Genomic DNA, 21764 nt, shown 5'->3' on the forward strand with positions numbered 1-21764 from the left:
AAACCGAATGACAAAATCAATCAGGCAGATGATAGCGGCCGGCGAGGTTCGTCGCGCAGATGCAATCAAGGTTCGGCTTGAAGATCTTCACGAAGAGCCCGGCTTCAACCTTCGCACCGAAGGCGAGGCGCTGGAGGCCAGCATTTTAGCCTTGGCTGAATTCATCGCCGATGGCGGTGTTATCCCGCCGCTTGAGATCAGGCCTCGGGCTGATGGCGGTGTGTGGGTAGTTGATGGTCATCGGCGCCGTCGTGCGCTGCTCAAGCTTGACCAGAGCGGTCGACTGCCACGCCTGCCCAGCAAGGACGATCCGAAAGTTCTCGAATACTGGGTCGATGTTCGAATGTTCGAAGGCAGCGATGCCGATCGAGTTGCACGGATCATCTCAAGTCAGGAGAACGAGAAGCTCTCCCCTCTTGAGCTCGCCGAGGGCTACAAGCGCCTTCGGGCTTTCGGGTGGTCGCCTGAGCAGATCGCGAAGAAAGTCGGCAAGACTAGGCAGCACGTAGAGCAAGTGCTCACGGTCGGCAATGCAAACACCGATGTACAGAACCTGGTTGCCGCTGGGCACGTATCAGCCACCACGGCGGCTCAGGTCGTTCGAGATCACGGCGACAGTGCCGGCCAGGTGCTCGGCGCCGAACTTGAGAAAGCCAAGGCCAGCGGCAAGAAGCGCGTCACCGCCGGAACCATGAAAGGCCCTTCAATCCCCAAGCCGCGCCTTGAGGCTGTTCATGAAGCCTCGTGCAAGTTGATTGCATCGCTCGACGCCATCGACGAAGACAGTCGCAGCCTCACAATTCCAACCGCGCTTGTCCTTGAGCTGCGCAAAGCCCTGGAAGGCGCCCAACCGAGATAGATCATGGAAACGATCACTAGCGGCCCCTGGATGGGCCGGCTTGGATGCGGGCTCGCACCGCGTGAGCTGGAGTGCGTCCTAGATGTCGCCCAGGGCATGACCTCAAAGCAGATTGCTCGTCGCTTCGGCATCAGTGAAGGCGGCGTAGAGAAACGCATCGCTGCAGCCATGTTCAAGCTCGACGTGCCCCGCCGGGCGGCATTGGTCGCCGAGGCAATGCGGCGGCAAATCATCAGCCCGCTGTGCATCGCTCTTGCCGGCCTGATCGCAATGCACGCAGTGATCGGCGGCGACGATCCAATGCGCCGCGACCGCCGAGCCCCGGAGCGCCGAACGGCTTCAGTTCGGATCGTGCGCAAAGCCGAATCCATCGAGTACTACGTTTAATCCCTACCTGATTCCCACCGAGGAACTAACCATGCACCCAGCCATGCAAGCTCGTATTGACGGCATGAACGCCCTGCGCATCCGCGCAAGCGTAGCCACCGCCACTTTCTACGGGATGATCAATAAGCCGGCCCCAGAACGGGCGGTGCGTTACCAGGTCGTGAACAAGGGTGTTAATGCCTATCACGTAATCGAGATCGAGACTGGTCGCGTGAAGGGTTTCCGCTTCAGCTGGAGGGCGGCGATCAATCTGGCCCAGGTGCTGGAAGCACGCGCCGACGGCGCAAAGGTCAACATCGAGGGCTGGGGCAAATGATCGGCCATCCTCAACCAAATCCGCGAGACGCGATCGTCGACGAACTGAATCGCCAGCTCGACCAGTTCTTCAGCCGCGGCGGCACCGCGCAACAGGTCGCCCAGGGCGTCAGCAGGGAAAAGGTCGGGTTTGGCGCAACAGCACATCATGAGCGCCTAAAGGCCGAGCGTGCACGGTTGGCTCCCGAGGTGCGCAAGCACGCCGAGAGCGGGCTTAACGCAACGCAGATCGGCACGAAGATGTCGGTTCGCGTCCAGCGCGTTCTGATGATCGCCGCCGAGAACAACATACCCATCGAGGGCACAACTTGAGACGAATCAGCTCCAGGACAGCCGGCCGGCGCCGGCAGACCTGGCTGGATTTACCAGCACATGAAGTTGGAGAGAGCGGCCATGGCCGAGGAAGAACAACAGCCAACGGCGGAAGCCATCAAGCAGCGCAGGAAGCGCGAGAAGGAAGCGGCCAGGAACGTCGCCTTTGGCGTCGAGAAGTTCACGATTGAGGTAGCCGGTGTTTTCAAGCGTGACCTCAAGAGGGTCATGAAGGCCCACGGTATCAACAATCAGCAGGACATCCACCAGCGCCTCCTGATCAACCTCATCGGCGCAAACTTTGAGACTCAGGCCGCGATGCTGCGCTGTGTCACGACACCTATTGTTGTTAGCGATAAGGTGTCGCGACTCATTCGGGCGGCCGGGATGAAGTCGCTTGCGGATGATCCCCCAGAGCCTGAAGACGAAATACTGGAGCAAGCCCAGAAAGATTAGCTACGGGGCTTTGCGCCTTGAGCAAGCCAAGCACCGTGTGCAAGCCCCTGCTCCACAGCTTCCTCGTTCGACTCATCAAACAAGTCAAACACATGCTCAGAATGCTTCGCGCCACCGGGGTGAAACAGCTGGGTCAACATGCTGCGTTGATGAGGGCCAAACTCCCGAATTCTGACGGTAATCAGCATTTCTTGTGGTCCAGTACGCATCAAATACAAATCGGAAGGTTGCTCGCCCCACAGCTCTGATTGCCAATATTTGTTCGACACTTTTGACTCTCCTTGATCCGGCTCCATGCCGGTCACTCGTAATACCCCAACCCATACCAAATTGCCACCACCGGTCACGGAGGGCGGCGCATGCCCGAGGTAATCGCAATGCCAGTACTCCACAGCATCATCCACAAGATCGACAAGAAGCCGGACGGCAGCCCCGCAGTGCTCCACTACGCCGGCATCGAGCTGGCGGAAAGCGAGATTCGCGACAACCTGATGCACCAGCTCAACGAGAGCTACAACGCCAAACAGGGCAAGGCCTGGGGCCTGTTCCATCCTGAGTCCGGTGCCTTTCCCCTCAGCGGCTGGCTGGCCAAGTACCTGGCCGGCGAGGAAGACTTCATCGAGTTCAGCAAGTCCGCAGTTGAGCACCTAACAAAGCTGATGGAAGAATCGAACCTCTCCGTAGGTGGGCACGCCCTCTTCTGCCACTACCAGCAAGGCCTGACCCAGTACCTGGTGATTGCCCTGTTGCAGGAAACTGAAGCGGTGACTGTGGCCGCCGGCCTCGCCCTGGCTCCTGTTTGGCGCCTGGATCTGGACCACATCCACCTGGCCGCCCGCATCAACCTGAGCGAATGGAAAGGCAACCCGAAATCGCGCCAGTACATCTCGTTCATCAAGGGCAAGAGCGGCCGCAAGGCGAACGACTACTTCCGCGACTTCATCGGCTGCCAGGAGGGCATCGACGGCCCGGGCGAGACCCGCACCCTGCTCAAGGCCTTCAGCGACTTCGTGGAAAGCGAGGACCTGCCGGAGGACTCGGCCCGGGAGAAGACCCAGGCCCTGGTCAGCTACTCCATGGCTCAGGCCAAACTTGGCGAGCCCGTCAGCCTTGAGGAGCTGTCCGAACTGATCGACGAGGATCGCCCCAAGGCGTTCTACGATCACATCCGCAACAAGGACTATGGGCTGTCGCCGGAAATTCCTGCGGATAAACGCACGCTCAACCAGTTCCACCGCTTCACAGGCCGCGCAGAAGGGCTGTCCATCAGCTTCGAGCAGCACCTGCTGGGCTCCAAGGTTGAGTTTGACCAGGTGGATGGAACCCTCACGCTACGCGGCCTGCCGACCCAGCTTGTAGATCAACTCAAGCGCGCAGACGCCTGACCGTCCGACCCTACCCGCCAGCACTCCACCCTACCCCATCGATCACATCAGCCAGGCCACGGCCATCGGCTGCCCGGAGAAACCTCATGAGCACATTCGCAGTGTTTGGCATGACAGCCGGTGTAGCGCTGGCCGAGGCCAGGAAGATCACCAAGACCACCAGATCAAGCGGAAAGCCTGGCGCCCCCCCCCTGGAGCTGACCCTCGGTGAGTGGAATGAAGCCGTGGACAAGCAGGCTGCGGCCATCTTCGGCGGCGAGAGGGTAAAGCAGCTCAGCCAGCTGTTCGACGCACCTCAGTACGCGCAGCAGTTCATAGACCTGGCAAGGAAAGCCGGCCCATGCCGAGATCTGCGGATCAGGGCAAAGGCCGTGCTGACAGATGCCGAGGGCAAGCCGGTGATCAGCCCCAAGACCAAGGCGCCTATGGTCGGCTGGACTGACTGGCATCCTTCAACCGCAAAAGTCGCATAGCTCACCACCAAGGCAAGCCTGCCAGTAGCGACCACAGCCAGGACAGAAATACAAACAGAGCCCCTGCCAGTACTTGAATCAGGATCTCTTCAATCAGTCGTTTCATGTCTTGCACCTTTAGTTGAGGTGCCACTGATTCTGATGTCACGACAGACCGGTTTGTATATCGAGGGCTTGTCGTTTCGCTTCCTACAACTTTTCAACTTGACATCGATTCTGGTCGTGACGGCCGGACAGGAATCCCCATGCCCACAGAAACCCAACACCTGGAGCAGCGCGTAGCTGCCCTTCAGTCCGACCTAAACACCAGGGACGAGCAGATAGACGCTCTAACCTTAAGCGACAACGACCGCGAGCTGTCGAGGCGGTCATGGTTCGATGAAGCGAAGCGGCTGGAGAAGGAGGTCGAAGAGCTGCGCGCAGAAGTTAAGCGCCTGGACCTAATGGGCGCCCAGTCTGACTACAACTACGATCAGCGCCGAGCTCAGTTTGATCGCGTGCTGGCCGAGCGGGATGCGCTGCTTGAGCGGTGCCGGCTCGCCGTAGTTAACGGGGAAGACTTCGACCTTCCTGCAAGTTTGCTGGACGAGATCAAAGCCCTATCCGCCAGCGCAGAGCCGAGCGATGAATGCGCGCACAGCTATGCCAATAACGTTGGCTGTCCGGAATGTGGAGAGGCGTTTGACGGTGGCAAGCCAAACGCTCCGAAATGCAAATACTGCGGCGATACGGGCCAGTTCATGGTTGGCAGCAGCGGGGATGCAAGCGACGGAAACGCACCCATCATGGCTCGCTGTGAAGATTGTGAGCTTGGAGAGCCGAACGCACCGATAGAGTTAAAGGCGCTGCGGGCATTTGTGGGGGCCGCATACCCAGTGGCCAGCGAGATCAATAAGCGCGGGTACAACTGGTGCGAAGCCTATCTTGACGATGCGCTTGCATTGGCCCGCGCCGCCCTGGACAAAGCCACCGAGGGCGCACTCAAGCCAGCAGAGGGTGGTGGCAATGAGCCGAATTGCCTTCTGTGCCTGGACAAGAAGACCGTGCCGAGCAATCTCGCGAAAGGCTATGTGATGGACTGTCCCGACTGCTGCGGCGAGGAAGGCTGACATGCACCAACTCCCTGCCTATTTCTGGTGCCTGCTGGCACTGGCACAACTGATTTGCTGAAGTGATTTATGAGTGAGTACCTGATCTACGAGCAGAGGATGAGCGGACGAATGTACCTGACAGACATCCCGGATGAAGACGACCCAATCGGCGGAATTGGGTTTCAAGGCGGGAAAGACGGATCAATCCCAGAGGGTGCCGGAACCTGCCCGACCATTGAGGACGCTGAAAAGGTTATCGCCTATCTGCATGAGGCTATCTCTGGCCCGCGTGCTGACTACCGTTACGAGGCAAAGCCATGACCACCAACCAAACGATTGACGGCGTGCCGCGTGAGCTGCTGGAGCGCGTTGCAGCCCAGGCGGATTGCATGCTCGGGTTCAGCAGCTCTTCCAACTATGATGAATGCCTGAGGGTTGTAGATGAGCTTCGCGCCCTTCTCGCCAAGCCAGCCAAACCCGCTAAATCCGAGTGCCCGCACTGCCTCGGCGACTCGATGTTTGGGTGCGCAGAGTGCGAGCCTGACGACCTGGGGCAGCACCAGGGCGAGCCGGTGTATCAAGTCAGCGATGGCGTGTCTGGCTGGCAAGACGTTGAGCTTCTCCGCTACACGGCTTGCAGCTTGCAGCCAGAAGAATACGAGGTGCGCGTACTCTACACCCGCCCGGCCGAGCAGCCCGCGCCGACAGTTCCCGACGGCTATTGCATCATGCCCAAGAAGCTAACCGCCGAGAACGGCGCCAAGGCCCTGTTGCTCGGCGAATTCAAGTTGCAATCCACGCACGAATGCCCGGAATGCCGGGAGCTTGAAGAACCGTCGGAAGGCTGCGAAATCTGCGACGGTGAAGGCGAGTACGGGCAGAAACACACCATCCCGTGGGACCAGATCAAGTTCATCTACAGCAAGGTGGTAAAGGGCCTGGCCGTGAAGGCTGAACCAGCCAAATCCCGACAGGAGTACATTTGTACTCCACCCGCAAAAACCTAACCCCTCCCCCACATTCAAGTCAGCCGCTATAGCGGCCAAGGACAGGTATTGCCCAATGAAAGCACTTTCAATTCGCCAGCCCTGGGCGTGGCTGATCATCCACGGCGGCAAGGACGTCGAGAACCGTTCCTGGCATACCAAGTACCGCGGACGGTTCCTGGTGCACGCTGCAAAGGACATGACAAACAACGAGTTCACCACCGCGCTGCTGTACTGCCTGGCTCGCGGCCTGCCGATGCCGGACCGCTCAGACATGCAGCGCGGCGGCATCATCGGCTCGGTCGAGCTGGTCGATAGCGTCGATCACAGTGAATCGCCCTGGTACATGGGGCAGAAGGGATTCCTGCTGCGCGACCCCAAGCCTCTGCCATTCATGCCGCTCAAGGGGCAACTGCAGTTCTTCGACGTGCCGGGGGTGCAGCCATGATCCTCCCCGCCCTCTACATGGCCTACCTGATCTACAGGGGGCCGAAGTGAGCCATGGCTGCCTACTACAACGAAATCGACCCATACGCCGCGCAGTGGATCCGCAACCTGATTGCGGCCGGCCACATAGCGCCAGGCGATGTTGATGAACGCTCGATCGAGGATGTTCACCCCAATGACCTCAAGCACTACACCCAATGCCATTTCTTCGCAGGCATCGGCGTTTGGTCCTACGCCCTTCGCCGCGCCGGCTGGCCAGATGATCGACCTGTTTGGACCGGTTCCTGTCCTTGCCAACCTTTCAGCGCGGCAGGCGCGGGAGCTGGGTTTGATGACGAGCGGCACCTCTGGCCGCACTTCCATTGGCTCATCCGCGAGCGCCAGCCTGCAGAGCTCCTTGGAGAACAGGTTGCGAGCAAGGACGCAGACCCTTGGCTCGACCTTGTACAAGCTGACCTGGAAGCCATGGGCTATGCCTTCGGGGCTGTTGCGTTCCCGTCTGCGGGCGTCGGTGCTCCGCACATCCGAGACAGGACGTACTGGGTGGCCAACACCGACAGCCAGCGACAGTCGGGGGCTGCCTGGCTATCGAAAGGACGGAAGCGCGAAACCGGAGCTGCCGGCGATAACCGCTCTGGCCGGTTGGGCCACCCCAGCAGCCCGGGACTGGAAGAGCGCGAGCGCTTCAGAGGAATTCTTAGCGGGGCGGCTGGAACACCCACGCGGGAAACCGCTGAGCGAGCAGGCATTCGCCTTGGCAGGCTGGCCGACGTGCACGGCGACCGATGCGATCAAGCAGGGCAATGTGGCGCCACGACCGGGAATGATGGGGCTTTCGGAGACTGTAGCTCTGCTGCGCGCCTCTCCTCAGCCGGCCCGGTTAACGGCCTATGGGCAGATGCTGACTGGCTCTTCTGCCGGGATGGAAAGTGGCGGCCAGTTGAATCCGGCACATTCCCGCTGGCTCATGGGGCTGCCTCCCGAGTGGGACGACTGCGCGCCTACGGAAACGCCATCAATGCTGAAGCGGCGACGCAGTTCATAGCCGCCTACCTCGAAACCTGAAACACCCCACTCAACAATCGGAGCCTGCCGGCGATGGCGGGCGGGATATGCACATGTCCGAAATAGACGAACTACCCGAAACGTACCCCTTCGACAAAGTGCCCGAGAAGCGCATGGCGCAGCTCATCGGCACCACCCATCGCGCCCTGGAAAGCAAGCGAACCCGCGGGGGAATCCCCGAAGGCGTCTGGAACAAGATCGACAACCGCATTTTTTACAGCATCAGGAGATACGAGGCATGGCAAGAAAGCCAATGGGACTGCCCACAGGAGTTGAATTTGCTGGTGATTCAATCCGAATCCGATTCACCTGGAAGCATCGCCGGTGCGAAACCCTCGCCTACCCACAGACGGCCAAGGGGATCAAAGCGGCCGCAGATCTCCGTGCTCACGTAATCAGCCTGGCCAAGCACGGGGCCCTGACGGACGAGAAATACACCGAGCTTTTCCCTAACTCCAGCTACGTGACGACGACTGAGTCAACCGTCGTCACGTTCGGGGAATATGCGCAGACCTGGCTCGACAGTCGGGAAGTCGTAGAAGGCACCAGGAGCAACTACAAGGGCAGTCTAAACCTGTACTGGATGCCTGCGCTTGCCGGCACCCCCATGAACGACATCACCCCAATGGCGCTGCGCAAGATCATAGCGGACACCGAGTGGAGCAGCCCCGGGGTGAAGCGTGCGGCAATATCGCGGGTGAATGCTTTGTTCAATACGGCCGTGCAGGATGAGGTCGTTCCCCGCAACCCTGCAACGTCGATACAGCTACCGCCCAGGAATAAAAAGGTTGTCGATCCTTTCACTGCGGAAGAGGCCGACGCGCTCATTGCGTGGCTGTATGAGAACTTTACCCGACCGGTGGTTAGGATCTACGCGGCCTATTTTGAGTTTGCTTTCTACACAGGGATGAGAACCGGCGAGCTGCTGGCGCTGCGCTGGGACGAGATCGACCTGGAGGCCAGGACGGCACACGTCTGTCGGATCGTCGTGAAAGGCAAGGTGCAGGAGCGCACGAAAACCAAGTACGCAAGGACGGTAATGCTGAACTCCCGCGCCATGAACGCCCTGGCCCAGGCCAAGGAAATTGCCCAGTGCCGCGACAGTGACCGGCGCCGGGTGTCGAAATCGTCGCCCTACGTGTTCCAGCCGTCCGGCAGCTCGCCTTTTATCAAGGGCCCCACCACCCCCGCCGGGCACTTCGCCACAGCCCTGCAGGCCCTGGAGATCAGGCCTCGCAATCAATACAACTGCCGCCACACCTACGCTACGATGTGCCTTATGTCGGGCATGAACCCCGCGTTCATCGCTGGCCAGCTCGGGCATAGCGTGCAGGTGTTGCTCTCGACTTACGCGCGCTGGCTGAGCTCAACAACGGACTGGACCGAGCTAGGGAAGCTCGAAAGCAGAATTGGTACAAAAACGGTACAAGATGAAAAATAGTTTAAGTAGGAGCCAGTAGTTAAAGGCGCGTAGCAAGTTTCTGGCACATACTCATAAAATGTAACGTTTTTCCCAGAAAGCCCGTTACCCAACGGCATATCCATTCTTTATCGAGTCCGCCCGCGTGAAAATTCGTCTCTCCATTCTCAGCTTGTTGTTTGCTGTGTCCGGCACACTGATCGCGCACAGCGTCGACGCCAGCGAAACCACCGCGGCGCCAAGAGACACTTCACAATTGCATATCGCGTCCGGCAGCGCCCTGCTGCTGGATCTGCAGACCAACAAAGTCATCTATTCCAGCAACCCGGACGTGATAGTCCCCATCGCCTCGGTGACCAAGCTGATGACCGCCGTGGTGGTCCTGGACGCCAAGCTGCCCCTGGACGAATACATCTCCATGAACATCAGCGATACCCCGGAAATGAAAGGGGTGTTCTCCCGGGTCAAGCTCAACAGTGAGCTGAGCCGCCGGGACACCCTGCTGATCGCCCTGATGTCTTCGGAAAACCGCGCTGCCGCCAGCCTGGCCCATCACTACCCGGGCGGCTACGCGGCGTTCATCGCAGCAATGAACGCCAAGGCCAAGTCCCTGGGCATGACCCACACCCGCTACGTGGAGCCTACAGGCCTGTCGATCCACAACGTTTCCACCGCCCGTGACCTGAGCAAGTTGCTGGTGGCTTCGCGCAAGTACCCGCTGCTCAGCGAACTGAGTACCACCAAGGAAAAGACCGTAGCCTTTCGCAAGCCCAACTACACCCTGGGCTTCCGTAATACCGACCATCTGGTGAACAAGGAAAAATGGGACATCAAGATCACCAAGACCGGCTTTACCAACCAGGCCGGCCACTGCCTGGTGCTGGTCACCAGCATGGGTAATCGCCCGGTAGCGCTGGTGATTCTCGATGCCTTCGGCAAATACACCCACTTCGCCGATGCCAGCCGCATCCGCAATTGGGTCGAAACCGGTAAGAGCGGCTCGGTACCGGACGTCGCCCTGCGCTACAAAGCGGACAAGAACCTGAAGAACCGTCAGGTCGCCGCTCCCCAGGCCTCACACTGATACCCGGCAAAAAACAACGGCGCCCTCAGGCGCCGTTGTTGTCTGTAGCACACTCAATGACTGTCCAGTGCCTTGCTCGCCCGGGCTGCCGCCTGCTCCTGGCCGGCCTGGGCCAATTCATTGACGGCTTTCAACCAACGCTGGCGATCCACCTTGGCCGGCAACTGGTTGGGGGCCTGGATCAATACCGCAAAGCTGCCGGCACTCTTCCAGGATGACTCGAACTCGCTGAAGCTCATCAGTTGCCGACGGCTTTTCGCCCCACGCAACAGCACTGTCTGCTTGTCGCGGTTGTAGCCGGCCAGTACGGCATAGCGCGGCTCAGCCCAGAATGTCGAACCCTCGGTAAAGCGCACCAGCACCGGGTAACCCGCCGCCACCTGCGTCAGCAACGCCGACAATTGGTTATCCAGGGGATAGACGACCATGCCGTATTCACGCGCCAGGTTCTGCATGTTCTGCTGCAACTGCGCCTCGGCACCCGGCAGATGCAATGGCTTGTCCAGCAAACCGGGCGTAATCACCACGCCCTGCTGCGACAGCATGCTGGCCAGTGCACCTGGGCCGCTCTGGTACATCTGGCCACGGAAAGACGGCACGCTGTTGAGTTCGACACGTTCCGGCAGGCGCTGGATGTCAGGCTGCACGCTACCGGCACAACCGGCCAGGGCCAAGACACAGGCGCTGGCCAGCAGCGCCACTCGAAACCGAGGAAATACCCGCACCATCTTTGCTCTCTATTCAGACACCGGGCGACCCGCCTCCGGCTGGGGCCCTGATAATAGGGTGCCCGCGGGCAAGGGTATAGCGTTAGGCGCCAGTTAATTGAAAACCATAGAGCGAAGTGTTCGAAGACTCTCGACTATTGGTCAATAGCTTGAAACACATAGGCTACTAGACTGTCGATTGTTAAGAGTGTGTGCCCCGCACGGGGCATCAAGGAGGCACTTATGAGCCTGACAACGACCATCCTGATGCTGATCCTCGGCTGGCTGGCGGTAGCCGCCGCTATGCTCTGGGGCGTGCTGCGCATCACCCGCCGCCACCACCATCAGCCCCCGCAAGCAGCCCCCGCCATCAAGGCTGGAAAGAGCGCCCGGCGTCCTGCCGCTGCCCACTGATCAAGGTTTCCCCTACCCCTGAAACAAAGCGGCCGCCTGACTCCAAGGAGTACAGGCGGCCGCCAGTCATGGCTGTGGATCAAGCGTCGCTATGGGCCGCCTGACGCTTCTGCCGGGCCCGGCGGGCCAGCATGTTGAGACTCTCAATGGCCGCCGAGAAGGCCATCGCCGCATACACATAGCCCTTGGGCACATGGGCGCCGAAACCTTCGGCGATCAGGGTCATGCCGATCATGATCAAGAAGCCCAGGGCCAGCATCACCACGGTCGGGTTGTCATTGATGAACTTGGCCAGCGGTTCGGCCGCCAGCAGCATCACCAGCACCGATACCACCACGGCAATGATCATGATCGGCAAATGCTCGGTCATGCCGACTGCAGTAATGATGCTGTCGATGGAGAACACCATGTCCAGCAACAGGATCTGACCGATCGCTGCCGCAAAGCCGATAGCCACGCCCGGAGTCTCGTTCTTGGCCTGCTCAGGTTCAGGGTCCATGCTGTGGTGGATTTCCGTGGTGGCTTTCCACACCAGGAACAGGCCACCGGCAATCAGGATCATGTCCTTCCAGGAGAAACTCTGCCCCATCACTTCAATCACCGGCTCAGTGAGCTGGACGATGAACGCAATGGTACTGAGCAGCGCCAGGCGCAGGATCAAGGCCATGCCGATACCGATGCGTCGTGCCTTGGCCCGGTGCTTTTGCGGCAACTTGTTGGTGAGGATGGAGATAAAGATCAGGTTATCGATGCCAAGCACGATCTCCATCACCACCAGGGTGGCCAGGGCGACCCAGGCGGTGGGGCTTGCAGCGAGCTGTAAAAGGTAATCCATGGGTCAATCCTGACTCGGTTGTATGAAAGATCAGATTTCCTGGGACGCAGGCGCTGGTTTCTTCTCGCTGTCGTCCTCTGGCTTTTCCTTGCCGGTCACGCTCTGAGTCGCATCGCTGAGCGCCTGTTCTGCCGCTTTGTGGGTATCGTCGATGGCCTGCTTGGCCGACTCCGCCGCCTTGCCCAGCATCTGCTGCGCGCTTTTTTCCGCCTGGTCACAACCCGCCAGGGTCAGCATAGACAGGGCCAGCAGCGACGCTGCGCCCAAGGTTTTGAAAGACATGCCGTATTCCTCGATAGAACGGACGGGACCAAGTAGGGCCCCGGCGATAGCGAGGCATTCTAAGGAGAGTGATACTTCAGGAAAATTCGTTTTTTTAGCAGTTATACTTCGCTTTTTACGAACTGAATGTGCCCATGCTCAACTACCGCCAGCTGCATTATTTCTGGGTTGTGGCCAAGACCGGCAGCATCGTCCGCGCCTGCGACCAGTTGAACCTGACCCCGCAAACCATCAGCGGCCAGATCAGCCTGCTGGAACAGACTTACGGCATCGAATTGTTTCGCCGGGTTGGCCGCCAGTTGGAGCTGACCGAAGCCGGACGCCAGGCCCTGCCCTACGCCGAGCAGATGTTCCAGCTCGGGGGCGAGCTGGAAGCCATGCTCCGCGCCCGCCCCGACGAACAGCAGATCCAGTTCCGGGTCGGCGTGGCGGATGTGGTGCCCAAGTCCATCGTCTATCGCCTGATCGCCCCGACCATGGAGCTCAGCGAGCCGATCCGCCTGACCTGCCGCGAAGACAAGCTCGAACGCCTGCTGGCGGACCTGGCCATCCAGCGCTTGGACCTGGTGATTTCCGACAGCCCGATGCCCTCGCACCTGGACATCAAGGGCTACAGCCAGAAGCTCGGGGAATGCGGCATCAGTTTCTTCGCCACCGAGGAGCTGGCGCGGCGGCACGGCGCTGACTTCCCCCGGGGCCTGCACGGCGCACCACTGCTGATTCCCGGGCAGGAAACCGTGGTCCGCAGCCGCCTGCTGCGCTGGTTCGCCGAGCAACAGTTGCAGCCACGGATCATCGGTGAATTCGACGACAGCGCCCTGATGCAGGCCTTTGGCCAATCCGGCAGTGGAATCTTCATCGCCCCCAGCGTGATTGCCGACGAGGTCATGCACCAGTACGGAGTGCAACTGATTGGCCAGACCGATGCCGTGGCCGAGTCGTTCTACGCCATTTCCGTGGAGCGCAAGGTCAAGCACCCCGGCATCGTGGCCATTACCGAAGGGGCGCGACGAGAATTGTTCACGCCCCTCAATCTCTGATCAGGAAGCGCAGGCACTCGGCGCTTTGAGCTTCATCAGCAGCAGCGCCAGGGCGATCGACAGCAGAATGAAACCCGAGGCCGCGAACCCCAGGCTGCCCAGGCCCAGGGTATCGATCACCCGGCCGCCGACCATTGCCCCCAGGCCAATGCCCAGGTTGGCCCCGGCAATGTTCAACGAAGCGGCGAAGGCCGGCGCCTGGGGAGCCGCCTTGATCAAGCGCACATGGCTCACCAGGAACATCGCCGCCTGGGTCACGCCCCAGATGGCCATGGCCGCTGCCAACCCCAGGGTCGAATGAATGCTCGGCACCAGGGCTACCATGCCGCCAATCATCAGTGCGCAGAACACCATGGAGGCGATCAACGGGTGACGGTCCACCGCCCGGCCGCCCAGGGAATTGCCGATCAGGCCCACCGCGCCAAAGCCCATCAGGCACCAGCCCACCAGCGCACCGTCGAACCCGGCCAGGCGCTCGAGTATGTCCGCCAGGTAGGTGTAGGCAGTGAACATGCCGCTAAATACCAGGATCGACAGCAGCACATGCCCTTGCATCAGCGGGCTGCGCAGGATGCGAAACTGCGCCCGCAGGCTCACCTGCTCGTTGTGCTGGCGGGTTTGCGGCAGGTAGATAAACAGCAACAGGGCCTTGGCGAACGCCACCACCGCCAGGATGCCGAAGGCGCTGCGCCAGCCGAACGCATCGGCAATCAGGGTGCCCACGGGAATCCCGAACACCGTGGCGCAGACAATGCCGAAGCCGATCTTGGCAATCGCCCGCCCGGCGTAGTCCGGGCCGACGATGTCCACCGCCGTCTCGCTGGCCAGGGCCCAGAACACCGGCAACCCCAGGGCCGGCACCAGCCGCGCCAGGGACATCACCCAGATGTTCGGCGCCAGCGCCGCCAGGGTATTGGCCAGGCCGAACATCACCAGCACGCTGATAAACAGCTTCTTGCGGGGAAAACGCGCGAAGTAGGCGGTCAGAAATGGCCCGAAGGCAGCCACGGTAAAGGCGAACAGGGTCACCAGCAGCCCGGCCTGGGACACGCTGACCTGCAGGTCGCGGGCAATCGACGGCAACAGGCCGACGATGATGAACTCCGTGGTCAGCACGGTAAAACCGGCGGCCGACAACAGCAGGATGGGCAACAGCATGCAGAACTCCAGAAACAGCGACAGCAGCGACAGCCCGAAGGGCCCGCTGACTGGATAGAAAAAGGGGATGGCGAATCTTAACAGAGTGCGCCCGGCTCCGGGCAACCACCGCGTGCACGGCTCTGCAAGGGGCAAGTGGCAGATCGTCACATCGACGCGGTAACCCCGGCCTGCTGTGATAAAGTCCGCCCCCTGCTGAAAACAGGCCCTGTCGAGTTCGTCTACCCTTCAAACGTCTCGATCGCCCGTCGCCTTTTCAGACTGCGTCTGTGCCTGGCGGTTCAACCACCGGCGCTGGCGACCGGCAGGCTCCGCACATTAAAAAAAACAGAGATACCGCTATGAGCGCTTCACCCCCTTCCTTTCTGCATTCCCTCAAACGCCTGAGCCTGGTCACGCAGATCGTTATCGGCCTGATCGCCGGTATCGCCCTGGCACTGCTGGCACCGGAGGTGGCGAAATCCACCACCTTTATCGGCAAGGTATTCGTCTCGGCGCTCAAGGCCGTGGCCCCGATCCTGGTGTTCGTGCTGGTGATGGCCTCCATCGCCAACCACAAGCACGGCCAGGAAACCCATATCCGGCCGATCCTGGTGCTCTACCTGCTGGGCACCTTCGCCGCCGCCGTGGTCGCGGTGATCGCCAGCAGCCTGTTTCCTTCCGCCCTGGTGCTGTCCACCCATGACGTGGCCATCAGCGCGCCCGGCGGGATCACCGAGGTGCTGCAAAGCCTGCTGCTGAGCGTGGTGGACAACCCGGTCAGCGCCCTGATGAACGCCAACTTCATCGGCATCCTGGCCTGGGCCATTGGCATGGGCGTGGCCATCCGCCATGCCGGCGAGACCACCCGCACCGTGCTCGATGACCTGTCCAACGGGGTGACCGTCATCGTGCGCGTAGTGATCCGCTTCGCGCCCCTGGGGATCTTCGGCCTGGTGGCCTCGACCCTGGCCACCTCGGGCTTCAACGCCCTGCTCGGCTACCTGCACCTGCTGGCGGTCCTGATCGGCTGCATGCTGTTCGTGGCCCTGGTGATGAACCCGCTGATCGTGTTCTGGAAGATCCGCCGCAATCCCTTCCCGCTGGTGCTGACCTGCCTGCGCGAAAGTGGCATCACCGCCTTCTTCACCCGCAGCTCGGCGGCCAACATTCCAGTCAACCTGGAACTGAGCAAGCGCCTGGGCCTGCATGAAGACACCTACTCGGTGTCGATCCCGCTGGGCGCCACCATCAACATGGCCGGCGCGGCAATCACCATTACCGTGCTGACCCTGGCCGCCGTGCACACCCTCGGTATCGCCGTCGACCTGCCCACCGCCGTGCTGCTCAGCGTGGTCGCGGCCATCTGCGCCTGCGGTGCTTCCGGCGTGGCCGGCGGCTCGCTGCTGCTGATTCCCCTGGCCTGCAGCCTGTTCGGCATTCCCAGCGAAATCGCCATGCAGGTGGTGGCCGTAGGCTTCATCATCGGCGTGCTGCAGGATTCGGCGGAAACCGCGCTGAATTCCTCCACCGACGTACTCTTCACCGCCGCCGCGTGCATGGCCCAGGAAGACAAGGCGCAAGCCGCCTGATCCAACGGCCACAAAAAAGCCCGGCCAGGGTCAACCTGGCCGGGCTTTTTTATCGCCTGGGGTTTAGAACGCGCCCATGTAGTCGCGCTTGCCCACTTCCACACCGTTGTGACGCAGGATTGCGTAGGTGGTGGTGACGTGGAAGAAGAACTGCGGCAGGCCGTAGGTCAGCAGGTAGGACTGGCCACTGAAGCGCTTCTCTTTCGGGGTGCCCGGACGGGTCACGATCTCGATGCCTTCCTTGCCATCGATCTGCGCCGGCTGGATGCCGTCGATAAAGGCCAGGACCTTGGCGATCAGCGCCTGCAGGTCGGCGAAGGTGGTTTCAGTGTCGTCGTACTTGGGCAGCTCGACTTCGGCCAGGCGCGCCGATACGCCCTTGGCGAAGTCCACGGCGATCTGCACCTGGCGCACCAGCGGGAACATGTCCGGGTACAGGCGCGCCTGCAGCAGGGCGTTGGGCTCGATGTTCTTCGCCGTGGCGTGGGCTTCGGCCTTGTGCAGCACGTCGCTCAAGGCATTGAGCATTTGCTTGAAGACAGGAACGGAAGCGGCGTACAGGGAAATAGTCATGACAGTCTCGACAGGGAATGGCGGGAATACAGCGAGCAGCGATTATAGCCACAGCACGCCAGCACGGGGCCTTTATCCGCAGCGCTCCTGGCGATACACGCTGGGGGCCACGCCGAACCAGCGCTTGAAGCTCTGGGAAAAACTCGACAGGTCACTGAAGCCAAGCCTTTCGGCAACCTGGGACAGGCTCAGCCGCGGATTGCCCAGCAACTCCAGGGCCCGGGCGCCTCGATGCCCGGCCAGTACCTGCCGATAGCAGGTGCCCTCCTCCTGCAAGCGTCGCTTCAAGGTCCGCACGCTGGTGCACAGCAGCCGGGCCATGGCCGGCAAGTCCGGTACGCTTGCCGCCGGCAGGGCATCCAGGTGCTGGCGGACCAGCGCGGCAACCCCCTGATGGGCCTGTCGCCGCTCCAGCAACTGCGCGCACATCTGCTCGCACATGGCCACCGTCAGCGGGTTGGCCTGGGGCAAGGGCCGGTGCAGGAAACGCCGGTCGAAGGCCAGGGTATTGGCGTCGGCCCGATAGTCGGCGGGCACCCCGAGAATCTGCGCCGGCTCGTCCCCTTCCAGCTCAGGGCTGACACTGCGACCGAAACGCAGCAGGCGAAAATCCGCACCGACTATTTCCTGCATCAGCGTCGCGGCGGCCGCCATGTCCCGCTGTAACAGGAACTGCGCCAACAAGGGGTCCGCCACCCGAGGCTCGGCAAAGGTCAGCACCCCAAGCCCCGGCTCCAGCCGGTAACCGATCTCGGCAAAGGCATAGGTCAGCGGCAGGAAGCGCAAGGCCAGGGCCAGGGCATCCGCCGGGGTGGCGCTGCTGATCAGGCCGTAGCCGAACAGGCCATAGGTGGAGAAGTGATAACGCGCCCCCACTGCATACCCCAGGCCCCGGGGCTGGCCGAGCAGCGCCAGCAGGTTACTGGCCAGGCGCAACTCCTGGGCCGCCGACAGCAGGCTGTTGGGGTTTTGCAACTGCTCCCGGGACAGCCCGCAACCGGCCAGCAACCGCGCTGGCGCCAAGCCCTTTTCGCAGCCGAAACCGAGCAGCAGCAAGGCGCTGGACGGTCCCCGGGTGAACGACTGAGTGCTCATGGGCGCGGCTCGTGAAGAAAGGTGTTGGCCCAAATACTAAAGCACTTGTCCCGTTACAGCATGGGGTCCACGGTTTATTCCCCGCATGCTTCACTGATCGGGGCTGCACCGCAGAAACAAGGAAGTGGCCCCGGGAGCATCAACCCTGCGCCGCACAACAATAACAACGAGGTCGTCATGCGCGAATTCGCACCTGCTACACACCCCGCCCCCGACTCGGCCACACCGCTGGAGGCCATCATCATCGGCAGCGGCTTTGGCGGCCTGGGCATGGCCATCGCCCTGCGCAAGGCGGGCGTGCACCGTTTCGTCATTCTTGAAAAAGGCCAGGACGTGGGCGGCGTCTGGCGCGACAACAGCTATCCCGGCGCTGCCTGCGACGTGCCCTCGCACCTGTATTCGTTTTCCTTCGAACCCAACCCGCACTGGTCCCGGGTGTTCGCGCCCCAGGCAGAAATCCATGGTTACCTGCAACATTGTGCCGGCGTCTATGAGCTCACACCCCATATCCGCTTCGGCGCCGAGGTGCGCCATGCCGAATTCGATACCGCCAATGCCTGCTGGCATGTCACCTGCGCCGATGGCCAGCGCCATGCCGCCCGCCTGCTGATCAGCGCCACCGGCCAGTTGAGCCGCCCGGCCCTGCCCGACCTGCCGGGCATGGCCAGCTTCCGCGGCCGGGTCTTCCACTCCGCCCACTGGGATCATGACTATCCCCTGGCGGGCAAGCGGGTGGCGGTGATCGGCACCGGCGCCTCGGCCATCCAGTTCGTCCCGGAGGTTGCCAGGCAGGTGGCCGAACTCAAGGTCTTCCAACGCTCACCGGCCTACATCATGCCCAAGGCCGACCGCCCCTACAGTGCCGAGGAAAAGCAGCGCTTCCTGCGCCAACCCTGGAAGATGAAGCTGGTGCGTGCGGCCCACTACCTGCACTTCGAATCCCGGGCTTTGGGCTTCACGCGCCTGCAGGGCCTGACCAAATGGGTGGTCGGTGGCCCGTTCAAGAAGCTGCTGCACACCTCGGTCGCCAGCCCCGAACTGCGCCGCCAGATGACCCCGGACTACCCCATCGGCTGCAAGCGCATCCTGCTGTCCAACGACTACCTCAAGACCTTCGACCAGCCCCATGTGCACCTGCTGACCCGAGGCATCCGGCAGATCACCGAGCACGGCATCGAAACCCTGGACGGCGAGGAACACGCCGTGGACGCGATCATCTATGGCACCGGTTTCGCCGCCACCGAGTTCCTCTCGCCCATGCGCATCACCGGACGCGACGGGCTCGACCTGAACCAGGCCTGGCAAGGTGGCGCGGCGGCCTACCTGGGCATCAGCGTGCCGGGTTTTCCCAACTTCTTCATGCTCTACGGGCCCAACACCAACCTGGGCCACAACTCCATCATCCATATGCTGGAAAGCCAGATTTCCCACGTCATGCAGGCCCGCCAGGCCCTGCTGGACAGCGGCGCCAGCCATGTGGAAGTGGACGAGCAGCGCCACCAGCGCTTTCAACTGGGCATCCAGCGCCGCCTGGCCACTTCGGTGTGGAGCGGCTGCAAGAGCTGGTATGTCGACGAACGGGGGCACAACAGCACCAACTGGCCAGGCTTCACCTGGTCCTACCGCTGGCTGGCGCGCTATGCCGGGCTGGCGGCCTATCGCCTGTCCAGCCCGCTGGACACCCAATCCCCAGCCTGCGACGGGCAACGCATAGCCGCCCCCCGGGACTGGTTGGAGCGGGCCAACGCAGCCTTCCTGCGGGTTTTCCTGCGGGTCAGTTTCAGGGCCTTGATCGGCCCGCCCCGAGCCCTGGCCAGCCAGCGCAAGATCGTCGACCGGTTGTCATGGCTGATGCCCGGCTGCCTGGGCGTGAACCGCCGGAGCATGCAGCTGGACGGGCTCTCGTTGCAGATTGTCGAACCCGGAACCAGGGCGCCCAAGGGGGTGATTCTCTACCTGCACGGTGGCGCCTTCTGCCTGGGCAGCCCGCGCTCTCACTACAGCGTCACCAGCCGCCTGGCCAGGGACAGCGGCTGCGCGGTGTGGGTGCCGGACTACCGGCTGGCCCCGGAACACCCCTACCCCGCCGCGCTGGAGGATTGCCTGGCCTGCTACGACGCGATCCGCGCCCAGCTTTGCCCGGCGGACAAGCTGCTGATTGCCGGCGACTCCGCCGGCGGCGCCCTGGTGCTGGCCCTGGCCCTGGCCCTGAAGGAGCGTGGTGACGAGATTGCCGCCGGGCTGATGCTGCTGTCGCCGGTCACCGATCCGGACCTGGGCGGCGCCAGCATGCAATCGCGCCAGGAGGCCGACCCGATGATCCGCCGCGACTGGCTGGAGCAAGCCCTCAAGGCCTACGCAGCGCCCGTTCAAGCACTGAGCCACCGCCCCCTGGAAGCAGACCTGCGCGGCTTGCCACCGATGCTGATCCAGGTGGGCGACCAGGAACTGCTGCTATCCGACTCCACGCGCCTGGCTGAGCGTGCCAGGCAGTCCGGGGTGGCTTGCCAGTTGGAAATCCACCAGGGCCGCTGGCACGTGTTCCAGTTGCAGGCGTTCTACCTGCGCTCCGCGAGAAACGCCCTGCTGGGCCTCGCCCGGTTTGCCCGCCAGTGCCTGGAGACCGCGGGCCAAACCCCGCAGGCAGCCGACTCACCCCGTACGACACAGCCTGCAACAGATCCGCAACCCAGCTGAACCGGCCGCCCTCGCCCAAAGCATGGTGGCGGGGGCGGCCCGGTCAACCGGCGCCGGCGCGGGCCGCGCCAAGTTCTGATGGCAAGATCCGGGTTCTGGAGGTAAAACAGAGCCCCTCGAAAGTGGCCGACCCGGCCACGCAGAAAACCCGGACGCTGTTCCAGCGCCCGGTGGCGTTTTTTTTCACGATCCATCCATCAGTGACCAAGGGACCAGCACTTATGAGCAGCGAGCACGACACACCCGGTGAAGCACTGCGCTTGAGCAGTACCGATATCCGCATCCTGGGTTCGTTGATCGAAAAGCAGGCCACCAGCCCGGAAACCTATCCCCTGACCCTCAACGCCCTGGTGATTGCCTGCAATCAGAAAACCAGCCGCGAACCGGTGATGAACCTGACCCAGGGCCAGGTCGGGCAAAGCCTGCGTGCCCTCGAAGCCCAGGGCTTCACCCGCCTGGTGATGGGCAGCCGCGCCGACCGCTGGGAACAGCGCCTGGACAAGGCCCTGGAACTGGTGCCGGCGCAACTGATCCTGTGCGGCCTGATGTTCCTGCGTGGCCCGCAGACGGTCAACGAACTGCTGACCCGTAGCGGGCGCATGCATGATTTCGAAGACAGCGAACAGGTCCTGCACCAGCTCGAACGCCTGATTGCCCGGGGCCTGGCCCTGCACATTCCGCGGCAGGCCGGCCAGCGCGAAGACCGTTATACCCACGCCCTGGGTGACCCGGCGGACATCGAGGCAATCCTCGCCGCCCGCAGCAACCCGGTTGAGCGCAGCGCCGGCGGCGCGGTTTCAGTGGAACGCATCGAAGAACTGGAAGCGCGGATCGCTGCCCTGGAAGAGCGCCTGGCCCAACTCGAAGGCTGAACCCCGGAGCCACTGCCGCAGGCTGCGATCGACCTCGAAGGGGGCTTCAGGGCCCTGCTGGCCTTGTCGCGGCCTGCGGCAGCGGCGACAGGGTTTCGGGCTCAGGGGCGGGCGAAGGCCACAGCCTTCTGGAACTGCTCTTCGCTCGGGCGCACCCCGGTATAAAGCACGAACTGCTCCAGCGCCTGGATGGCAATCACTTCCAGCCCGGTGATGACCTGCTTGCCCTCGGCCCGGGCC

The 21764-nt window shown here is 62.1% G+C and carries 26 protein-coding genes and 1 pseudogene; 19 read left to right on the plus strand and 8 right to left on the minus strand.

Annotated elements, in window-relative coordinates:
* Nucleotides 1-7: 7 nt before the first annotated feature.
* From F6S12_RS16115 to F6S12_RS16135, 5 genes are all read left to right on the plus strand, one after another.
* A complete protein-coding gene (locus tag F6S12_RS16115) occupies nt 8-859 on the plus strand; it encodes a ParB/RepB/Spo0J family partition protein (protein WP_315869082.1) in 852 nt (283 codons plus the stop codon).
* A gap of 3 nt (nt 860-862) precedes the next feature.
* A complete protein-coding gene (locus tag F6S12_RS16120; RefSeq protein WP_315869083.1) occupies nt 863-1246 on the plus strand; it encodes a helix-turn-helix transcriptional regulator in 384 nt (127 codons plus the stop codon).
* 31 nt (nt 1247-1277) lie between these two features.
* Entirely contained in the window at nt 1278-1562 is a 285-nt protein-coding gene (locus tag F6S12_RS16125) for a hypothetical protein (protein WP_110652703.1), read from the plus strand.
* On the plus strand, nt 1559-1873 hold the full coding sequence (locus F6S12_RS16130) for a hypothetical protein (RefSeq protein WP_315869084.1): 315 nt from the start codon (nt 1559-1561) through the stop codon (nt 1871-1873). The genes F6S12_RS16125 and F6S12_RS16130 overlap by 4 nt, the downstream gene beginning before the upstream one ends.
* Before the next feature lie 81 nt (nt 1874-1954).
* Complete coding sequence (locus tag F6S12_RS16135; protein WP_315869085.1) at nt 1955-2329, plus strand: hypothetical protein; 375 nt, start codon at nt 1955-1957, stop codon at nt 2327-2329.
* On the opposite strand, the gene F6S12_RS16140 is transcribed toward F6S12_RS16135, so the two are convergent.
* A complete protein-coding gene (locus F6S12_RS16140) occupies nt 2326-2721 on the minus strand; it encodes a hypothetical protein (RefSeq protein WP_315869086.1) in 396 nt (131 codons plus the stop codon). The genes F6S12_RS16135 and F6S12_RS16140 overlap by 4 nt on opposite strands.
* Between F6S12_RS16140 and yejK the strand changes: the two genes are divergently transcribed.
* From yejK to pbpG, 9 genes are all read left to right on the plus strand, one after another.
* Nucleotides 2707-3714 carry a nucleoid-associated protein YejK gene (gene yejK, locus F6S12_RS16145; protein ID WP_315869087.1) on the plus strand — a complete coding sequence of 336 codons (1008 nt, stop codon included), beginning with the start codon at nt 2707-2709 and terminating at the stop codon, nt 3712-3714. The genes F6S12_RS16140 and yejK overlap by 15 nt on opposite strands.
* 86 nt (nt 3715-3800) lie before the next feature.
* Entirely contained in the window at nt 3801-4187 is a 387-nt protein-coding gene (locus F6S12_RS16150) for a hypothetical protein (RefSeq protein ID WP_315869088.1), read from the plus strand.
* A 245-nt stretch (nt 4188-4432) separates the two neighbouring features.
* A complete protein-coding gene (locus tag F6S12_RS16155) occupies nt 4433-5296 on the plus strand; it encodes a hypothetical protein (RefSeq protein ID WP_315869089.1) in 864 nt (287 codons plus the stop codon).
* A 69-nt stretch (nt 5297-5365) separates the two neighbouring features.
* Nucleotides 5366-5599 carry a hypothetical protein gene (locus F6S12_RS16160; RefSeq protein ID WP_315869090.1) on the plus strand — a complete coding sequence of 78 codons (234 nt, stop codon included), beginning with the start codon at nt 5366-5368 and terminating at the stop codon, nt 5597-5599.
* Nucleotides 5596-6285, plus strand: coding sequence for a hypothetical protein (locus F6S12_RS16165; protein ID WP_315869091.1), 690 nt, complete (start codon nt 5596-5598; stop codon nt 6283-6285). The genes F6S12_RS16160 and F6S12_RS16165 overlap by 4 nt, the downstream gene beginning before the upstream one ends.
* Nucleotides 6286-6340: 55 nt before the next feature.
* A complete protein-coding gene (locus F6S12_RS16170) occupies nt 6341-6712 on the plus strand; it encodes an ASCH domain-containing protein (protein WP_315869092.1) in 372 nt (123 codons plus the stop codon).
* A gap of 53 nt (nt 6713-6765) precedes the next feature.
* Nucleotides 6766-7776 (plus strand): DNA cytosine methyltransferase, encoded by a 1011-nt coding sequence (locus F6S12_RS16175; RefSeq protein WP_315869093.1) that lies wholly within the window; start codon nt 6766-6768, stop codon nt 7774-7776.
* Nucleotides 7777-8014: 238 nt separating this feature from the next.
* The gene (locus F6S12_RS16180) at nt 8015-9217 is read left to right on the plus strand and encodes a tyrosine-type recombinase/integrase (protein ID WP_315869094.1); all 1203 of its coding nucleotides are present in this window, start codon (nt 8015-8017) and stop codon (nt 9215-9217) included.
* A 124-nt stretch (nt 9218-9341) separates the two neighbouring features.
* On the plus strand, nt 9342-10280 hold the full coding sequence (pbpG, locus tag F6S12_RS16185) for a D-alanyl-D-alanine endopeptidase (RefSeq protein WP_315869095.1): 939 nt from the start codon (nt 9342-9344) through the stop codon (nt 10278-10280).
* A gap of 53 nt (nt 10281-10333) precedes the next feature.
* On the opposite strand, the gene F6S12_RS16190 is transcribed toward pbpG, so the two are convergent.
* Complete coding sequence (locus tag F6S12_RS16190) at nt 10334-11008, minus strand: peptidase C39 family protein (protein WP_011062278.1); 675 nt, start codon at nt 11006-11008, stop codon at nt 10334-10336.
* Between the two features lie 222 nt (nt 11009-11230).
* Here F6S12_RS16190 and F6S12_RS16195 point away from each other — a divergent pair, with 222 nt between their 5' ends.
* The gene (locus tag F6S12_RS16195) at nt 11231-11401 is read left to right on the plus strand and encodes a hypothetical protein (RefSeq protein ID WP_015636351.1); all 171 of its coding nucleotides are present in this window, start codon (nt 11231-11233) and stop codon (nt 11399-11401) included.
* A gap of 79 nt (nt 11402-11480) precedes the next feature.
* Here the strand turns inward: F6S12_RS16195 and F6S12_RS16200 are convergent, their stop codons facing one another.
* Together F6S12_RS16200 and F6S12_RS16205 are read right to left on the minus strand one after the other, a co-directional pair.
* On the minus strand, nt 11481-12236 hold the full coding sequence (locus tag F6S12_RS16200) for a TerC family protein (RefSeq protein WP_011062280.1): 756 nt from the start codon (nt 12234-12236) through the stop codon (nt 11481-11483).
* Nucleotides 12237-12266: 30 nt separating this feature from the next.
* Nucleotides 12267-12518 (minus strand): hypothetical protein, encoded by a 252-nt coding sequence (locus F6S12_RS16205; RefSeq protein WP_011062281.1) that lies wholly within the window; start codon nt 12516-12518, stop codon nt 12267-12269.
* A 134-nt stretch (nt 12519-12652) separates the two neighbouring features.
* Between F6S12_RS16205 and nhaR the strand changes: the two genes are divergently transcribed.
* Nucleotides 12653-13558 (plus strand): transcriptional activator NhaR, encoded by a 906-nt coding sequence (gene nhaR, locus F6S12_RS16210; protein ID WP_011062282.1) that lies wholly within the window; start codon nt 12653-12655, stop codon nt 13556-13558.
* On the opposite strand, the gene F6S12_RS16215 is transcribed toward nhaR, so the two are convergent.
* Entirely contained in the window at nt 13559-14716 is a 1158-nt protein-coding gene (locus tag F6S12_RS16215) for an MFS transporter (RefSeq protein WP_019092848.1), read from the minus strand. It abuts the gene before it with no gap.
* 341 nt (nt 14717-15057) lie between these two features.
* Here F6S12_RS16215 and sstT point away from each other — a divergent pair, with 341 nt between their 5' ends.
* Nucleotides 15058-16287 carry a serine/threonine transporter SstT gene (gene sstT / locus F6S12_RS16220; RefSeq protein WP_011062284.1) on the plus strand — a complete coding sequence of 410 codons (1230 nt, stop codon included), beginning with the start codon at nt 15058-15060 and terminating at the stop codon, nt 16285-16287.
* A gap of 63 nt (nt 16288-16350) precedes the next feature.
* On the opposite strand, the gene F6S12_RS16225 is transcribed toward sstT, so the two are convergent.
* The gene (locus F6S12_RS16225) at nt 16351-16860 is read right to left on the minus strand and encodes a DUF1993 family protein (protein ID WP_011062285.1); all 510 of its coding nucleotides are present in this window, start codon (nt 16858-16860) and stop codon (nt 16351-16353) included.
* Between the two features lie 72 nt (nt 16861-16932).
* Complete coding sequence (locus F6S12_RS16230; protein WP_019092847.1) at nt 16933-17955, minus strand: AraC family transcriptional regulator; 1023 nt, start codon at nt 17953-17955, stop codon at nt 16933-16935.
* Nucleotides 17956-18132: 177 nt separating this feature from the next.
* On the opposite strand from F6S12_RS16230, the gene F6S12_RS16235 reads away from it, so the two are divergent.
* Complete coding sequence (locus F6S12_RS16235; protein WP_315869096.1) at nt 18133-20652, plus strand: flavin-containing monooxygenase; 2520 nt, start codon at nt 18133-18135, stop codon at nt 20650-20652.
* Nucleotides 20653-20873: 221 nt separating this feature from the next.
* Nucleotides 20874-21524, plus strand: a complete 651-nt coding sequence (locus F6S12_RS16240; RefSeq protein WP_019092845.1) for a YceH family protein — start codon at nt 20874-20876, stop codon at nt 21522-21524.
* Between the two features lie 101 nt (nt 21525-21625).
* Here the strand turns inward: F6S12_RS16240 and F6S12_RS16245 are convergent.
* Nucleotides 21626-21764: pseudogene (locus F6S12_RS16245) on the minus strand (shikimate 5-dehydrogenase); the annotation flags it as partial.

This window comes from Pseudomonas sp. JV245A (genome assembly GCF_032424515.1).
GTDB classification, from domain to species: domain Bacteria; phylum Pseudomonadota; class Gammaproteobacteria; order Pseudomonadales; family Pseudomonadaceae; genus Aquipseudomonas; species Aquipseudomonas protegens.

What these genes read in the sequence shown, in the direction of transcription:
- F6S12_RS16115 (WP_315869082.1), top strand. Translation starts at nt 8, where the DNA reads ATGACAAAATCAATCAGGCAGATGATAGCGGCCGGCGAGGTTCGTCGC.
- F6S12_RS16120 (WP_315869083.1), top strand. Translation starts at nt 863, where the DNA reads ATGGAAACGATCACTAGCGGCCCCTGGATGGGCCGGCTTGGATGCGGG.
- F6S12_RS16125 (WP_110652703.1), top strand. Translation starts at nt 1,278, where the DNA reads ATGCACCCAGCCATGCAAGCTCGTATTGACGGCATGAACGCCCTGCGC.
- F6S12_RS16130 (WP_315869084.1), top strand. Translation starts at nt 1,559, where the DNA reads ATGATCGGCCATCCTCAACCAAATCCGCGAGACGCGATCGTCGACGAA.
- F6S12_RS16135 (WP_315869085.1), top strand. Translation starts at nt 1,955, where the DNA reads ATGGCCGAGGAAGAACAACAGCCAACGGCGGAAGCCATCAAGCAGCGC.
- yejK (WP_315869087.1), top strand. Translation starts at nt 2,707, where the DNA reads ATGCCAGTACTCCACAGCATCATCCACAAGATCGACAAGAAGCCGGAC.
- F6S12_RS16150 (WP_315869088.1), top strand. Translation starts at nt 3,801, where the DNA reads ATGAGCACATTCGCAGTGTTTGGCATGACAGCCGGTGTAGCGCTGGCC.
- F6S12_RS16155 (WP_315869089.1), top strand. Translation starts at nt 4,433, where the DNA reads ATGCCCACAGAAACCCAACACCTGGAGCAGCGCGTAGCTGCCCTTCAG.
- F6S12_RS16160 (WP_315869090.1), top strand. Translation starts at nt 5,366, where the DNA reads ATGAGTGAGTACCTGATCTACGAGCAGAGGATGAGCGGACGAATGTAC.
- F6S12_RS16165 (WP_315869091.1), top strand. Translation starts at nt 5,596, where the DNA reads ATGACCACCAACCAAACGATTGACGGCGTGCCGCGTGAGCTGCTGGAG.
- F6S12_RS16170 (WP_315869092.1), top strand. Translation starts at nt 6,341, where the DNA reads ATGAAAGCACTTTCAATTCGCCAGCCCTGGGCGTGGCTGATCATCCAC.
- F6S12_RS16175 (WP_315869093.1), top strand. Translation starts at nt 6,766, where the DNA reads ATGGCTGCCTACTACAACGAAATCGACCCATACGCCGCGCAGTGGATC.
- F6S12_RS16180 (WP_315869094.1), top strand. Translation starts at nt 8,015, where the DNA reads ATGGCAAGAAAGCCAATGGGACTGCCCACAGGAGTTGAATTTGCTGGT.
- F6S12_RS16190 (WP_011062278.1), bottom strand. Translation starts at nt 11,008, where the DNA reads ATGGTGCGGGTATTTCCTCGGTTTCGAGTGGCGCTGCTGGCCAGCGCC.
- F6S12_RS16195 (WP_015636351.1), top strand. Translation starts at nt 11,231, where the DNA reads ATGAGCCTGACAACGACCATCCTGATGCTGATCCTCGGCTGGCTGGCG.
- F6S12_RS16200 (WP_011062280.1), bottom strand. Translation starts at nt 12,236, where the DNA reads ATGGATTACCTTTTACAGCTCGCTGCAAGCCCCACCGCCTGGGTCGCC.
- F6S12_RS16205 (WP_011062281.1), bottom strand. Translation starts at nt 12,518, where the DNA reads ATGTCTTTCAAAACCTTGGGCGCAGCGTCGCTGCTGGCCCTGTCTATG.
- nhaR (WP_011062282.1), top strand. Translation starts at nt 12,653, where the DNA reads ATGCTCAACTACCGCCAGCTGCATTATTTCTGGGTTGTGGCCAAGACC.
- F6S12_RS16215 (WP_019092848.1), bottom strand. Translation starts at nt 14,716, where the DNA reads ATGCTGTTGCCCATCCTGCTGTTGTCGGCCGCCGGTTTTACCGTGCTG.
- sstT (WP_011062284.1), top strand. Translation starts at nt 15,058, where the DNA reads ATGAGCGCTTCACCCCCTTCCTTTCTGCATTCCCTCAAACGCCTGAGC.
- F6S12_RS16225 (WP_011062285.1), bottom strand. Translation starts at nt 16,860, where the DNA reads ATGACTATTTCCCTGTACGCCGCTTCCGTTCCTGTCTTCAAGCAAATG.
- F6S12_RS16230 (WP_019092847.1), bottom strand. Translation starts at nt 17,955, where the DNA reads ATGAGCACTCAGTCGTTCACCCGGGGACCGTCCAGCGCCTTGCTGCTG.
- F6S12_RS16235 (WP_315869096.1), top strand. Translation starts at nt 18,133, where the DNA reads ATGCGCGAATTCGCACCTGCTACACACCCCGCCCCCGACTCGGCCACA.
- F6S12_RS16240 (WP_019092845.1), top strand. Translation starts at nt 20,874, where the DNA reads ATGAGCAGCGAGCACGACACACCCGGTGAAGCACTGCGCTTGAGCAGT.